The organism is Streptomyces tremellae, assembly GCF_039540215.1.
Taxonomy (GTDB): domain Bacteria; phylum Actinomycetota; class Actinomycetes; order Streptomycetales; family Streptomycetaceae; genus Streptomyces; species Streptomyces tremellae.
In genome coordinates, this window is the sequence record NZ_BAABEP010000036.1 from 22,361 (window position 1) to 36,823 (window position 14,463).

A 14,463-nucleotide genomic window follows, 5' to 3' on the forward strand; every position below is an offset into this window, starting at 1 on the left:
GCGGTACGGGTGGTGCGTACGGGCGTCAGGGCGACGCCGGCGGGTAGAGCGCGCGGGGCAGCTTCGACGCCGCCGCCTCGTCCATCAGCCAGAGCGTGCGGGAGCGGCCGGTGGCGCCCGCCGCGGGCGCCTGGAGCTCCCCCGCACCGGAGAGCGCGATCTCCGCCGCCTCCGCCTTGTCCTCGCCCGCTGCCAGCAGCCACACCTCGTGCGCGGCCCTGATCGCGGGCAGCGTGAAGGAGATCCGCAGCGGCGGCGGCTTGGGCGCGCCGTGCACCGCGACGACCGTGCGCTCCTTCTCCCGTACGCCCGGCAGCTCGGGGAAGAGGGACGCGACATGCGTGTCGGGGCCCACCCCCAGCATCAGGACGTCGAAGGAGGGGACCTTCGCGTGGTCCTCGGGGCGCGCGGCCGCGGCCAGCTCGGCGGCGTAGGCGGCGGCCGCCGCCTCGATGTCGCTGCCGTAGGGGCCGTCCGAGGCGGGCATCGCGTGCACCCGCTTCGGGTCGAGCGGCACGCTGTCGAGCAGCGCCGCACGCGCCTGGGTGGCGTTGCGCTCGCCGTCGCCCTCGGGGAGGAAGCGCTCGTCGCCCCACCACAGGTCGAGGCGGGCCCAGTCGACCGCGTCACGCGCCGGGGACGACGCGAGCGCGGCCAGCAGGCCGTTGCCGTTGCGGCCGCCGGTCAGGACGATCGAGGCGGAGCCGCGCGAGGCCTGCGCGTCCACGATCTTCGTGATCAGCCGCGCGGCGGTGGCGCACGCCATCAGCTCCTTGTCGCGGTGGACGACGAGCTGGGGCGTGGTGCTCACTTCGACGCCGCCTTCCTGGCCGCCGTCTTCTTCACGGGTGCCGGGGCCGCGCCGTCCTTCCCCTGGCCCGCGTCAGCCGAGGCCTCCCGCAGCCGGTCCACGCCGAAGCGCAGCGTCGCCGCGTAGGTGTCGTCGGGATCGAGCCTGCGCAGCTCCTCCGCGATCAGCTCGGCCGTGTCGCGGCGGTTGAGCGCGACGGCGCGGTCGGGCTGGCCCTCGATGGAGAGCGTGGCGAGGGAGCCGTCCGCGCGGTCGATGGCGACCGGGCCGCAGGTCGTCTCCATCCGGACGGCGGTGAGGCCCGGTCCCTTGGAGACCGCGCGCCTGACCGGCACGCCGAGGCGGTCGGCGAGCCACATGGCGAGCAGCTCGCAGCTCGGGTTGTCCTGCTCACCCTCCACCTCGACGGAGCTGACCTTGCAGGTCACCTGGTCGAGTGCGGCGGCGAGCATGGAGCGCCAGGGGGTGATCCTGCTCCAGGCGAGGTCGGTGTCGCCCGGCGTGTAGACGGAGGCGCGCTTCTTGAGCTCCTCGACCGGGTTCTGCGCGGCGAACGAGTCCGTGACGCGGCGCTGGGCGAGCGCGCCCAGCGGGTCCTTGGCCGGGTTGGCCGGCGCGTCGACGGGCCACCAGGCGACGACGGGCGCGTCGGGCAGCAGCAGCGGCAGCACCACCGACTGGGCGTGGTCGATGACCTCGCCGTACAGCCGCAGGACGACCGTCTCGCCGATGCCGGCGTCCTCGCCGACCCGCACCTCGGCGTCGAGGCGCGCGTTGGCGCGGTCGCGCGGGGAGCGCGAGGGGCGCTTGACGACGACGAGCATCCGCGAGGGGTGCTCGCGTGAGGCGTCGCTCGCCGCCTTGAGGGCGTCGTACGCGTTCTCCTCGTCGGTGACGACGACGAGGGTGAGGACCATGCCGACCGACGGTGACCCGATGGCCCTGCGGCCCTGCACCAGCGCCTTGTTGATCTTGCTGGACGTGGTGTCCGTGAGGTCGATCTTCATGGCCGCCGCCAGCTCCGTCCGTCTCGTGCGAGCATTTCGTCCGCCTCGGCGGGGCCCCAGGTCCCGGACTCGTACTGGGCGGGCCTGCCGTGCTTGTCCCAGAAGTCCTCGATCGGGTCGAGGATCTTCCAGGACAGCTCGACCTCCTCCGTGCGGGGGAAGAGGTTGGCGTCGCCGAGCAGCACGTCGAGGATGAGCCGCTCGTACGCCTCGGGGCTCGACTCCGTGAAGGACTCGCCGTACTGGAAGTCCATCGAGACGTCCCGTACCTCCATGGAGGTGCCGGGGACCTTCGAGCCGAAGCGCATGGTCACGCCTTCGTCCGGCTGGACCCGGATGACCAGGGCGTTCTGCCCCAGCTCGTCGGTGGCGGTGTGGTCGAAGGGCGAGTGCGGGGCACGCTGGAAGACGACCGCGATCTCGGTGACGCGGCGGCCGAGGCGCTTGCCGGTGCGCAGGTAGAAGGGCACACCCGCCCAGCGCCGGTTCTCGATCTCCAGCTTGACCGCCGCGTAGGTGTCGGTCTTCGACTTGGGGTCGATGCCGTCCTCTTCGAGGTAGCCGACGGCACGCTCGCCGCCCTGCCAGCCCGCGGCGTACTGGCCGCGCACGGTGTCGGCCGCCAGGTCCTTCGGCAGCCGCACGGCGCCGAGGACCTTGGTCTTCTCCGCGACCAGCGCGTCCGCGTCGAAGGAGGCGGGCTCCTCCATCGCGGTCAGCGCCATCAGCTGGAGCAGGTGGTTCTGGATGACGTCGCGGGCGGCGCCGATGCCGTCGTAGTAGCCGGCACGGCCGCCGATGCCGATGTCCTCGGCCATGGTGATCTGCACGTGGTCGACGTACGAGCGGTTCCAGATCGGCTCGAAGAGGGTGTTGGCGAAGCGGAGCGCCAGGATGTTCTGGACGGTCTCCTTGCCGAGGTAGTGGTCGATCCTGAAGACCTCGTTCGGCGGGAAGACCTCGTGGACGACCGCGTTGAGCTCCTTCGCGGACTTGAGGTCGTGGCCGAAGGGCTTCTCGATGACGGCGCGGCGCCAGGAGCCCTCCTTCTGGTCGGCGAGCCCGTGCTTCTTGAGCTGCTGCACGACCTTGGGGAAGAACTTCGGCGGCACCGACAGGTAGAAGGCGAAGTTGCCGCCCGTGCCCTGGGACTTGTCGAGGTCGTCGATGGTCGACTTCAGCGTGTTGAACGCCTCGTCGTCGTCGAAGGTGCCCTGCACGAACCGCATGCCCTGGCTCAGCTGCTGCCAGACCTCCTCGCGGAACGACGTGCGCGCGTGCTCCTTGACGGCGTCGTGGACGACCTGGGCGAAGTCCTCGTCCTCCCAGTCGCGGCGGGCGAAGCCGATGAGCGAGAAGCCGGGCGGCAGCAGGCCGCGGTTGGCCAGGTCGTAGACGGCCGGCATCAGCTTCTTGCGGGACAGGTCCCCCGTGACACCGAAGATGACCAGGCCCGAAGGCCCCGCGATGCGCGGGAGCCTCCGGTCCGCGGCGTCACGGAGCGGGTTGGCTCCGTGTGTTGCGGTCAAGGGGATCAGCCCTCCGAGGGGGCGAGGCGCTTGAGCTCCGCCTCGGTCGACTTGAGCAGGTCCGTCCAGGACGCCTCGAACTTCTCGACGCCCTCTTCCTCAAGCAGCCGGACGACCTCGTCGTAGGAGATCCCCAGCTTCTCCACGGCGGCCAGGTCGGCACGGGCCTGGTCGTAGGTGCCGCGGACGGTGTCACCGGTGACGCCGCCGTGGTCGCCGACCGCTTCGAGGGTCGCCTCTGGCATGGTGTTCACCGTGTTCGGCGCGACCAGGTCGTCGACGTACATGGTGTCCTTGTACGCCTTGTCCTTGACGCCCGTGGAGGCCCACAGCGGACGCTGCTTGTTGGCCCGCTCGCGGTCGAGGGCGGCCCAGCGGTCGCTGCTGAAGACCTCCTCGTACGCCTCGTAGGCCAGCCGGGCGTTGGCGACGGCGGCCTTGCCGCGGGCCGCCTTGGCCTCGTCCGTGCCGAGCGCGTCGAGGCGCTTGTCGATCTCGGTGTCGACGCGGGAGACGAAGAACGACGCCACGGAGTAGATCGTCGAGAGGTCGAGGCCGGCCGCCTTGGCCTTCTCAAGGCCGGTCAGGTAGGCGTCCATGACCTTGCGGTAGCGCTCGAGCGAGAAGATCAGGGTCACGTTGACGCTGATGCCGCGGGCGATGGTCTCGGTGATCGCAGGCAGGCCCGCCTCGGTCGCCGGGATCTTGATCAGCGTGTTCGGCCGGTCCACCAGCCAGGCGAGCTGCTTGGCCTCGGCGATCGTCGCCAGCGTGTTGTGCGCGAGACGCGGGTCCACCTCGATGGAGACCCGGCCGTCCTGGCCGCCCGTCGCGTCGAACGTCGGGCGCAGGATGTCCGCGGCGTCGCGGACGTCGGCCGTGGTGATCATCCGGATGGCTTCCTCGACGGTCACCCTGCGGGCCGCGAGCTCGGTGAGCTGGGTGTCGTACCCGTCGCCCTGGGAGATCGCCTTCTGGAAGATCGACGGGTTCGTCGTGACGCCCACCACGTGCTGCTCGTCGATCAGCTCGGCGAGGTTGCCCGAGGTGATCCGCTTGCGCGACAGGTCGTCCAGCCAGATCGCTACGCCTTCGTCGGAGAGGCGCTTCAGTGCGTCTGTCATGTCGGTTGCATCTCCTACTTGTCGTGTACAGGCGTCAGCGTGCGGCGGCGGCCAGAGATTCCCGCGCCGCGGCGGCCACGGCCTCGGGCGTGAAGCCGAACTCGCGGAAGAGGACCTTGCCGTCCGCGGAGGCGCCGAAGTGCTCAAGCGAGACGACCCGGCCCGCGTCGCCCACGTACCGGTACCAGGTCAGGCCGACACCGGCCTCGACCGCGACCCGCGCCTTCACGGACGGCGGCAGCACGGACTCCCGGTACCCCTGGTCCTGCTCCTCGAACCACTCGACCGACGGCATCGACACGACGCGCGTGGCGACCCCCTCGGACTGGAGCTGCTCGCGGGCCGCGACGGCGAGCTGCACCTCGGATCCGGTGGCGATCAGCACGACCTGCGGCGCGCCGCCCTCGGCCTCCGCGAGCACGTAGCCGCCGCGGGCCGCGTCCTCGTTCGGCGCGTAGGTCGGCACGCCCTGGCGGGTGAGCGCGAGGCCGTGCGGGTGGCCCTTGCCGTACTCCTTGGTGTAGCGGCGCAGGATCTCGCGCCACGCGATGACCGTCTCGTTCGGGTCGGCGGGGCGGACGATGTTCAGGCCGGGGATCGCGCGCAGCGAGGCCAGCTGCTCGACCGGCTGGTGCGTGGGGCCGTCCTCGCCGAGGCCGATGGAGTCGTGCGTCCACACGTACGTGACCGGCAGGTGCATCAGCGCGGACAGGCGCACGGAGTTGCGCATGTAGTCCGAGAAGATGAGGAACGTACCGCCGTACACACGGGTGTTGCCGTGCAGGGTGATGCCGTTCATCGCCGCGGCCATGGCGTGCTCGCGGATGCCGAAGTGGATCGTGCGGCCGTACTGGTCCGCCTCCGGCAGCGGGTTGCCGACCGGGAGGAACGACGAGTTCTTGTCGAACGTCGTGTTGTTCGAGCCCGCGAGGTCGGCGGAGCCGCCCCACAGCTCGGGCACGATCGGGCCGAGCGCCTGCAGGATCTTGCCGGACGCGGCGCGGGTGGCGAGGGACGTGCCGGTCTCGAAGACGGGCAGCGCGTCCTCCCAGCCCTCGGGGAGGGTGCCGGACGCGACCCGGTCGAAGGTCGCCGCGTGCTCGGGGTTGGCGGTGCGCCAGGCGGCGAACGACTTCTCCCACTCGGCCCGCGCCTCGCGGCCCCGGTCGAGGGCCTTGCGGGTGTGCGCGACGACCTCGTCGGCGACGGCGAAGCTCTGCTCGGGGTCGAAGCCGAGGACGCGCTTGGTCGCGGCGACCTCGTCGGCGCCGAGCGCCGAGCCGTGCGCGGCCTCGGTGTTCTGCGCGTGCGGGGCGGGCCAGGCGATGATCGAACGCATCGCGATGAAGGACGGCCGGTCGGTGACGGCCTTGGCCTCCTGGATCGCCGCGTACAGCGCGTGCGGGTCGAGGTCGCCGTCCGCCTTCGGCTGGACGCGCTGGACGTGCCAGCCGTACGCCTCGTACCGCTTGACGGTGTCCTCGCTGATCGCGACCTCGGTGTCGCCCTCGATCGAGATGTGGTTGTCGTCCCACAGCAGGATCAGGTTGCCGAGCTTCTGATGGCCCGCGAGGGAGGACGCCTCGGCCGAGATGCCCTCTTCGAGGCAGCCGTCGCCCGCGATCGCGTAGATGTAGTGGTCGAACGGGGAGGTGCCCTGCTCTGCGTCCGGGTCGAAGAGGCCGCGCTCGTACCGGGAGGCCATGGCCATGCCGACGGCGTTGGCGACGCCCTGGCCGAGGGGGCCCGTCGTCGTCTCGACACCGGTGGTGTGGCCGTACTCCGGGTGCCCCGGCGTCTTGGAGCCCCAGGTCCGCAGGGCCTTCAGGTCGTCCAGCTCAAGGCCGAAGCCGGCCAGGTAGAGCTGGATGTAGAGGGTCAGGGACGAATGCCCGGCGGACAGCACGAACCGGTCGCGGCCCGTCCAGTCGGCGTCGGCGGGGTCGTGCCGCATCACCTTCTGGAAGAGGGTGTACGCGGCGGGGGCCAGGCTCATCGCCGTACCGGGATGGCCGTTGCCGACCTTCTGCACGGCATCCGCTGCCAGGACTCGGGCGGTGTCGACCGCCCTCTGGTCCAGCTCTGTCCACTTGAGGTCTGTGGTGGTCGGCTTGGTGCTCACCCTGAGTCAGGGCTCCTCTCCACATGTCGCGGCCGGTGTCCTGCGGGCGCACCGGATCGGTGTCGAGCCTACCCTTGCGCCCGTGGCCGACCGCGCACGCATTTCCCCTGTATTTCCCGTGCATTCCCAGGGTGCGGTCTCGGCCGGAAGTCCGCCTCCCGATGAGCCGTTCGCCGCGCCTTTGAGCACCCCCAACACGAGCGACCCCCGCGGGGGACGGCATCTGGGCAACGTCTAGAGTGGCGTGGTACGCGCAAGGCTTCACCGGGGCTTCACGACGCCCGGGACTTGCTGGGATTTCTCTGTCAGGGGTGTACGTGACGGCCGTCGAGTCCCGACCCGCAGGGGTCGCCGCGACGTCGAGCCCGAGGGCCCAACGGCCGTTCGGAGCCCGCGTCAGGGCATTCGTGGAGCTGACGAAGCCGCGGATCATCGAGCTGCTGCTGATCACCACCGTGCCGGTGATGTTCCTCGCGGCCGGGGGCGTGCCCGATCTGTGGCTGGTGCTCGCGACCTGCCTCGGCGGTTACCTCTCCGCGGGCGGCGCCAACGCGCTGAACATGTATATCGACCGTGATATCGACGCTCTGATGGACCGGACGTCCCAGCGGCCCATCGTGACCGGAATGGTCTCGCCGCGCGAGGCGCTCGTATTCGGCATCGCACTCGCGGCGGTCTCGACGCTCTGGTTCGGTCTGCTGGTCAACTGGCTGTCGGCGGCGATGGCGCTCGGCGCGCTGCTTTTCTACGTCTTCGTCTACACCCTCGGCCTCAAGCGCCGTACGTCACAGAACGTGGTCTGGGGCGGCATCGCGGGCTGCATGCCGGTGCTCATCGGCTGGTCCGCCGTGACGGACTCGATGTCATGGGCCGCGGTCGTCCTCTTCGTCGTCATCTTCTTCTGGACGCCGCCGCACACCTGGGTCCTGATGATGCGCGTGCGCGACGACTACGAGCGGGTGGGCGTGCCGATGCTGCCCGCCATCGCCACGAACAAGGCGGTCGCCAAGCAGGTCGTGGTCTACAGCTGGGTCATGGTCCTGGTCTCGCTGACGCTCACCCCGCTCGGGTACACGGGCTGGTTCTACACGGCGGTCGCGGCGCTGTCCGGCGCGTGGTGGCTCATGGAGGCGCACCGCCTCAGGGCGCGCGCCAACGCGGGCGTGACGGGCGCGAAGCTCAAGGAGATGCGCCTGTTCCACTGGTCCATCACCTACGTGTCGCTGCTGTTCGTCGCGGTGGCCGTGGACCCGTTCCTGCGCTGACCCGTACGCTCCCCGGCGCCCCGGTGATCGCGTGGCCCACACCACGCGCCCGGGGCGTCGCCGTACCCGCTACCCGTGGGTAGCCTTCGCACATGGCAGAGAGCGAAGACAAGGGCGCCACGGACGCCGAAGACGCCGGTACGCCCGGGGACACGAAGCCGGCGGGGCCGCCCGCAGCGGAGGCGACGTCCACGTCCGCACCGGCGGCGGCGCCGAAGGCGGACGCGGCGGCGGCCACCGAGGAGCCTGGGGCTGGGTCCGCCGCGAAGACGGAGGCTGCGGCCGACAGGCCCGCGACCACGCGCGAGACCGCCCCGCGGGCCGAGTCCGAGCCGGAGCCCGCCGCACGGGCCGAGGCCGCGGACGCGAAGCCCGCGCCGGAGGCGGACGCGGCGGCGGCCACCCCGGAGGCCGGGGCTGGGCCCGCCGCGAAGGCCGGGGGCGCGGCGGAGAAGCCCGCCGCCAAGGCTGAGGCTGCGGCCGAGAAGACCACGTCGAGGGCCGCGGCCCCGGAAGCGGAGCCGGCCGCCAAGGCCGAGGGCGGGGACGGGAAGGGCGCGCCCACGGGCGAGTCCGGCGCGCGGGCCGAGGGCGGGGCCGGCGTGGATCCCGCGGAGCGGCGGCGGGCGGCGCGGGCTGCGCGGAGCGCGGCACGGCTCGCCAGACGGATCGGCGCGTTCGCGGCGCGGCACGGCGGCGCCGAGGGCCAGGTCGCGTACCTCGGCAGGCGGGGCACCCGCATCGTGCTGGTCGGCGCGGACGGCGGCTGGGGCGACCTCGTGGCGCCGTCCGACGAGGTCGCCCGCAGGGCGGCCGGGCAGGCGGGGCTCGAACTGCGGGAGTCCTTCGACGGCGAGCTCGCCGCGAAGGTCGTCACGGGCCCGTACGAGTGGAAGCGGATGGCGGGCATCCAGCTCGGCGGGCGCGGCGCGGCCTGAAACCGGGCACCGCCCGCCTGCTGCCCTCCCCGAGGGGCGACGCCCGTCAGGGACCGTGCGGCGGCCACGGCGTGAGGAACGGGGCCAGCAGGCCGGGTACGGCCTCCTCCGCGAAGGCCAGCGCCTCGGACTCCGCGGCGTCCGGCACGCGGTAGCGGCCCCGGCCCGCCGCCGTGGTCGCGGTGAGCGTGACGAGCCCGGCCCTGCGCTGGACGTACGACTGCCGTACGGTCCAGCCGATCACCCCCGAGCGCTGCAGCGCCACCGTGGACCTGCGGACCGCGCCGGAGCGTGCCACCAGGTAGGGGCCGCTCAGGCGGTGTCCCAGGGCCCGGTACGCGCTCCGGGCCAGCGCCGCCGCCACGGGCAGCGCGACGGTCGCCACGCACACCGCCGCCCACCAGGGGCCGAGCACGACGGCGAGGCCGACCGGCACGAGCGCCGCGGCCAGCGCCCGGCGCAGCCGCCTGCCCCCGGCCGCCGCCGGGTGCGCGGCCAGCGGGGCGGCCGTGGGCGGCACCGGTTCCCTGAGCACCCGCGCGGCGACCTGATGGGCGACGGCGCGCGGCGCGGCGGGCAGCAGGTTGCGGTGGTCGACGTGCCTCTCCCGGGCCTCCTTGTGCACGAGCCCCGTCGCGACCGCGTCGACCCGCGCGGCGCGGAGCAGCCGTACGCCGAGCGGCTCCACCACTTCGACACCCCGCAGCCGCCGCTCCTCGACGGAGACCGACCGCGCGGTGAACAGGCCGCGCCGCACCCGCAGCGTGCCGCCCGGCTCGCGCTCAAGGCGGTGGTTCCACCACATCTCGGTCCACACGCCGAGCGCGCCGACCGCCCCTGCGGCCAGCGCGGCCCCCGCCGAGCCCGCGACGGCCCACCCGAGCGGCGCGTGCCGGAAGCAGCGCGCCACCAGTCCGATCACGTCGCGCTGCGCCCCGAACCAGTCGCTGATCTGGAGCAGGCCGCCCGCGGAGGCGCCGGCGAGCAGCGGGGAGAGGAACGAGACGGGCGCGTACAGCACCCAGGCGGGCCGTATCGAGCCGAGCGTGCCCTCGTCGGGCGGCGGCGCCTGCGGCGCCGGGGGGTGCGCGAGGAGCTCCCGCCGCAGCCGCTCGCCCTCGGCGCGGGCCACCGACTCCAGTTCGAGGGCGCCGTCGCGGGCGTGCTCGCCGGTGCCGATCCGTACGGTGACCAGGCCGAACACCCGCAGCAGCGGGTTGGCGGTGAGGTCGACGGTCCGGATGCGCTCCAGCGGCAGCGAGCGGCGCTTCACCAGCAGCAGGCCCTGACGGAGCTCGGCGCGCTCGGGGCCGACGCGGTAGCCGGTGCGGCGCCAGCGCACGTAGTCGACGCCGGTGCCGAGCGCGGTGACGAGCACGGCGCCCGCCACCGTCCACAGCGTGGCGTGTGCCACGCCGAGGGCGGCCGTGACGCCGAGCCCGGCGGGCACGCCCGCGGTGACGACGACACCGGCGAGGACCAGTGCCGTGACGATGTACGTCCGCGGGTCGAGGCGCCGCCACCGCGCGGCCCTCCCGGGGCCCGGCGGCGCGGTCCGCCCGTCCGCCTCCGCCGCGTCGGCCTTCATGTGGCGTCGCCCGGGGTCTCCTGGGTGATGCGGGTGAGGCGCTCGGCCAGGCCCGCGGCCGTGTCCCGGTCGAGGCCCCTGATGTGCACGGCCCCCTTCGCGGACGCCGTGGTCACCGTGACGGTCGACAGGCGGAACAGCTGTTCCAGGGGGCCGCGCACGGTGTCCACGGTCTGGATGCGGGACATCGGCGCGACCCGCCACTCCTGCCAGAGGAACCCGGAGCGCACGTAGACCGCGTCGTCGGTGACCTCCCACCGGTGCACCCGGTACCACCAGCGCGGCAGCGTGGCCGCGCAGGCGAGGCCCGCGGCCGCGACGGCGACCGCGGCCGTGAGCAGCTGCCCCCGCGCGGGCCCGACGAGCGCGCCGAGGAGGGCGAGCAGCGCGGCCGGGCCCGCCGCGGCCAGCAGCCACTGGGTGCGCCACCAGGCGACGGCGCGCGGGTCGAGCGCCCTGCTGGGCGGCCGCAGCCGGTACTGCGCGGCGGGACCGCCGGGCCCCTGGTGCGGCGCCGTGTGCGCGGACCCGGCCGCCTGCGCCCCCGTCGTCATCGGTCAGCGGCCGCGCAGCGAGCGGTAGAGGGCGACGAGCCCGGTCGTCGAGGAGTCGAGCCCCTCGGCGGACTTCTCGCCGGTGAGGACGGGCTCGATGTTCTTGGCGAGCACCTTGCCGAGCTCGACGCCCCACTGGTCGAAGGAGTCGATGTTCCAGACGGCGCCCTGCACGAAGACCTTGTGCTCGTACAGCGCGATCAGCTGGCCGAGCACCGAGGGCGTCAGGTCGGGCGCGAGGACGGTCGTCGTCGGGTGGTTGCCGCGGAAGGTCTTGTGCGGCACGAGTTCCCCGGCGACGCCCTCCGCGCGCACCTCGTCGGGCGTCTTGCCGAAGGCGAGCGCCTGGGTCTGCGCGAAGAAGTTGGCCATCAGCAGGTCGTGCTGCGCGGCGAGGGGGGCCGGCAGGTCCGCGCAGGGGCGGGCGAAGCCGATGAAGTCCGCCGGGATGACCTTGGTGCCCTGGTGGATCAACTGGTAGTACGCGTGCTGCCCGTTGGTGCCCGGGGTGCCCCACACGACGGGGCCCGTCTGCCAGTCGACGGGCTTGCCCTGACGGTCCACGGACTTGCCGTTGGACTCCATCTCCAGCTGCTGGAGGTAGGCGGTGAACTTCGACAGGTAGTGGCTGTACGGCAGGACCGCGTGGGTCTGGGCGTCGAAGAACGAGCCGTACCAGACGCCCAGCAGGCCGAGCAGCAGCGGCACGTTGGACTCGGGCGGCGCGGTGCGGAAGTGCTCGTCGACGGTGTGGAAGCCGTCGAGCATCTCGCGGAAGCGGTCGGGGCCGATCGCGATCATCAGGGAGAGCCCGATGGCCGAGTCGTACGAGTAGCGGCCGCCGACCCAGTCCCAGAACTCGAACATGTTGTCCGTGTCGATGCCGAAGTCGGCGACCTTGCCCGCGTTGGTGGACAGCGCCACGAAGTGCTTGGCCACCGCCTCCTGCCCCGCGCCCAGCTCGCCGAGGAGCCACTGGCGCGCGGAGGTCGCGTTGGTGATGGTCTCGATCGTCGTGAACGTCTTGGACGCGATGATGAACAGCGTCTCGGCCGCGTCGAGGTCGCGCACCGCCTCGTACAGGTCGGCGCCGTCGACGTTGGAGACGAAGCGGACGGTGAGGTCGCGGCGGGTGAAGGTGCGCAGGACCTCGTAGGCCATGGCGGGGCCGAGGTCGGAGCCGCCGATGCCGATGTTGACGACGTTCTTGATGGGCCTGCCGGTGTGCCCGGTCCACGCGCCGGAGCGCACCCGCCCGGCGAAGTCGGACATCTTGTCGAGGACCGCGTGCACGGCCGGTACGACGTTCTCCCCGTCGACCTCGATGACCGCGTCGCGCGGGGCGCGCAGCGCGACGTGCAGGACGGCGCGGTCCTCGGTGGTGTTGATCTTCTCGCCGCGGAACATGGCGTCCCGCAGCTCCGCGACGCCCGTGGCCTTCGCGAGGTCCCGCAGCAGCGCCAGCGTCTCGTCCGTCACCAGGTGCTTCGAGTAGTCCACGCGGAGGTCGCCGACCCGCGCCGTGTACTCGGTGCCCCGCGCGGGGCGCGAGTCGAACAGCTCCCGCAGGTGCGTGTCGCCGAACTGTTCGCGGTGCTTGGCGAGCGCGGCCCACTCGGGCAGCTTGTCCAGCCTGGTGCGAGCCCCGTAAGCGTTCATGTCGGATCAGCCCACTTCTTCTCGTGCCTCGATGCGTGCCCCTGTTCGGCTTCCAACCTAATTGATCAGGCGGACGGCCGAGGGGCCGGCGGGCACGGACCCGTCCGGCCGGGCACCCCTGGGGTGTCCCGGCCGGTCCTCCGCGTCAGATCTCGCCGCGCAGCTTCGCGAGCGCCTCGGCGAGGATCGCCTCGCCGTCCGCGTCGCTGCGCCGCTCCCGCACGTACGCGAGGTGCGTCTTGTAGGGCTCGGTGCGCGGCGGGTCCGGCGGGTTGTCCTGGTCCTGTCCGGCCGGGAAGCCGCAGCGGGGGCAGTCCCACGTCTCGGGGACCTGCGCGTCGCTGGCGAAGCTCGGCTGGGTCTCATGCCCGTTGGAGCACCAGAAGGAGATGCGCAGGCGGGGCGCGGACTCGCCGCGCTCGGCCTCGCCCATCGGCCCCGCTCCGACCCGGCTGCCCCGGATCGCGTTGCCACTTGCCACGGTCGTAACTCCCTGCGTGATGGTGCCGCAAAGCATCGAACGGCAGCTGCGCTGCCGGGCTCCCCGACGGCCGGGCGCCCCTGGGCGCCCCAGTCTAGAGAGCGCCGAACACGCGTCCAGTCAAGGGAGTTGCTGCCCCTCGCGCCGGGCGCGGACCCTCATGATAGGCCGCGCCGGGCAGGGCGGTACCCGCGCGCGCTCAGCCCTTGAGCTTGATCACCAGGCCGAGCACCACGATGCACGCCACCCACAGGAGGGCGACGACGACCGTGATCCGGTCGAGGTTGCGCTCCGCGACCGAGGAGCCGCCCACGGAGGACTGCATGCCGCCACCGAACATGTCGGAGAGGCCGCCGCCCTTGCCCTTGTGCATCAGCACCAGCAGCATCAGCAGCAGGCTGAAGACGATGAGGGCGATCGAGAACCCCAGAACCACGGCTGAACCAACTTCCTCGGACAAGCGGATCGGACAGGACGGACAGGACGTGCGGCGGCCCGGGCGGTCGCACCGCCCGCCGCGCACTGCGGGGGCCCGCCGCCGGACGTTCGCGTCCGGGGCCGGCCCCCGCAAGGGTACGACGAATCCGTACTACGGCACACTCACTGGTCGCGGAAGCGCACGATCTTGACGTACTCGTCCGTGTCCAGCGAGGCGCCGCCGACGAGGGCGCCGTCGATGTCGGGCTGCGCCATGATCCCGGCGACGTTGCCCGACTTGACCGAGCCGCCGTACTGGATGCGCACCTTGTCCGCGACATCCTGCGCGTACAGCTCCGCGATCTTGCCGCGGATGGCGCCGCACACCTCCTGGGCGTCGTCGGCGCCGCAGGTCTTGCCGGTGCCGATGGCCCAGACCGGCTCGTAGGCGATGACGAGCGTCTCGGCCTGCTCGGCCGTGACGTCCCTCAGGCCGCCCTCGACCTGGGCGAGGGTGTGGGCGACGTGGCCGCCCGCCTCGCGCACGGACTCGGGCTCGCCGACGCACAGGATCGGGGTGAGGCCGTGCCGGTAGGCGGCCTTGACCTTGGCGTTGCACAGCTCGTCGGTCTCGCCGTGGTACTGGCGCCGCTCCGAGTGGCCGACGACGACGTACGAGCACTTCAGCTTGGCGAGCATCGGGCCGGAGATCTCGCCCGTGTACGCGCCCGAGTCGTGCGCGGAGATGTCCTGCGCGCCGTACTTGATCTTGAGCTTGTCGCCGTCGATCAGGGTCTGGACGGACCTCAGGTCGGTGAACGGCGGCAGGACGGCGACCTCGACGGCCGCGAAGTCCTTGTCGTTCAGGCCGAAGGCCAGCTTCTGCACCTGGCTGATGGCCTCCAGGTGGTTGAGGTTCATCTTCCAGTTGCCCGCCATCAGCGGGGTGCGGCCGGTGCTCTCGGGTG

At 72.5% G+C, this 14,463-nt stretch carries 13 protein-coding genes; 2 read left to right on the forward strand and 11 right to left on the reverse strand.

What is annotated here, in order from left to right:
• Positions 1–25 precede the first annotated feature (25 nt).
• From pgl to tkt, 5 genes are read right to left on the reverse strand one after another with little or no spacing between them, the layout of a single operon-like run.
• Complete coding sequence (pgl, locus tag ABEA77_RS22425; protein ID WP_345650504.1) at positions 26–811, reverse strand: 6-phosphogluconolactonase; 786 nt, start codon at positions 809–811, stop codon at positions 26–28.
• Positions 808–1,818: a glucose-6-phosphate dehydrogenase assembly protein OpcA gene (opcA, locus tag ABEA77_RS22430; RefSeq protein ID WP_345650506.1), complete on the reverse strand. Its 1,011-nt coding sequence runs from the start codon at positions 1,816–1,818 to the stop codon at positions 808–810. The genes pgl and opcA overlap by 4 nt, the downstream gene beginning before the upstream one ends.
• Positions 1,815–3,347 carry a glucose-6-phosphate dehydrogenase gene (zwf, locus tag ABEA77_RS22435; RefSeq protein ID WP_345650508.1) on the reverse strand — a complete coding sequence of 511 codons (1,533 nt, stop codon included), beginning with the start codon at positions 3,345–3,347 and terminating at the stop codon, positions 1,815–1,817. Before zwf ends, opcA begins: the two co-directional genes overlap by 4 nt.
• 5 nt (positions 3,348–3,352) lie before the next feature.
• Positions 3,353–4,471, reverse strand: a complete 1,119-nt coding sequence (gene tal, locus ABEA77_RS22440; protein ID WP_345650510.1) for a transaldolase — start codon at positions 4,469–4,471, stop codon at positions 3,353–3,355.
• 34 nt (positions 4,472–4,505) lie between these two features.
• Positions 4,506–6,593 (reverse strand): transketolase, encoded by a 2,088-nt coding sequence (gene tkt, locus ABEA77_RS22445; protein ID WP_345650512.1) that lies wholly within the window; start codon positions 6,591–6,593, stop codon positions 4,506–4,508.
• A gap of 317 nt (positions 6,594–6,910) precedes the next feature.
• On the opposite strand from tkt, the gene ABEA77_RS22450 reads away from it, so the two are divergent.
• Together ABEA77_RS22450 and ABEA77_RS22455 are read left to right on the forward strand one after the other, a co-directional pair.
• A complete protein-coding gene (locus tag ABEA77_RS22450) occupies positions 6,911–7,858 on the forward strand; it encodes a heme o synthase (protein WP_345650515.1) in 948 nt (315 codons plus the stop codon).
• A gap of 602 nt (positions 7,859–8,460) precedes the next feature.
• Positions 8,461–8,796: a hypothetical protein gene (locus ABEA77_RS22455; protein WP_345650595.1), complete on the forward strand. Its 336-nt coding sequence runs from the start codon at positions 8,461–8,463 to the stop codon at positions 8,794–8,796.
• 46 nt (positions 8,797–8,842) lie between these two features.
• Here ABEA77_RS22455 and ABEA77_RS22460 read toward each other — a convergent pair whose 3' ends face one another.
• The 6 genes from ABEA77_RS22460 to tpiA all read right to left on the reverse strand — a co-directional run bounded on the left by ABEA77_RS22460 (position 8,843) and on the right by tpiA (position 14,434).
• Positions 8,843–10,384, reverse strand: a complete 1,542-nt coding sequence (locus tag ABEA77_RS22460) for a PH domain-containing protein (protein ID WP_345650517.1) — start codon at positions 10,382–10,384, stop codon at positions 8,843–8,845.
• Entirely contained in the window at positions 10,381–10,938 is a 558-nt protein-coding gene (locus ABEA77_RS22465) for a PH domain-containing protein (protein WP_345650520.1), read from the reverse strand. Before ABEA77_RS22465 ends, ABEA77_RS22460 begins: the two co-directional genes overlap by 4 nt.
• Before the next feature lie 3 nt (positions 10,939–10,941).
• Positions 10,942–12,597 carry a glucose-6-phosphate isomerase gene (gene pgi / locus ABEA77_RS22470; RefSeq protein ID WP_345650523.1) on the reverse strand — a complete coding sequence of 552 codons (1,656 nt, stop codon included), beginning with the start codon at positions 12,595–12,597 and terminating at the stop codon, positions 10,942–10,944.
• Between the two features lie 145 nt (positions 12,598–12,742).
• Positions 12,743–13,078, reverse strand: a complete 336-nt coding sequence (locus tag ABEA77_RS22475) for an RNA polymerase-binding protein RbpA (RefSeq protein ID WP_079060169.1) — start codon at positions 13,076–13,078, stop codon at positions 12,743–12,745.
• A gap of 199 nt (positions 13,079–13,277) precedes the next feature.
• The gene (gene secG, locus ABEA77_RS22480; protein WP_345650530.1) at positions 13,278–13,514 is read right to left on the reverse strand and encodes a preprotein translocase subunit SecG; all 237 of its coding nucleotides are present in this window, start codon (positions 13,512–13,514) and stop codon (positions 13,278–13,280) included.
• Positions 13,515–13,678: 164 nt separating this feature from the next.
• Positions 13,679–14,434, reverse strand: coding sequence for a triose-phosphate isomerase (gene tpiA, locus ABEA77_RS22485; RefSeq protein ID WP_345650598.1), 756 nt, complete (start codon positions 14,432–14,434; stop codon positions 13,679–13,681).
• Positions 14,435–14,463: the final 29 nt, after the last annotated feature.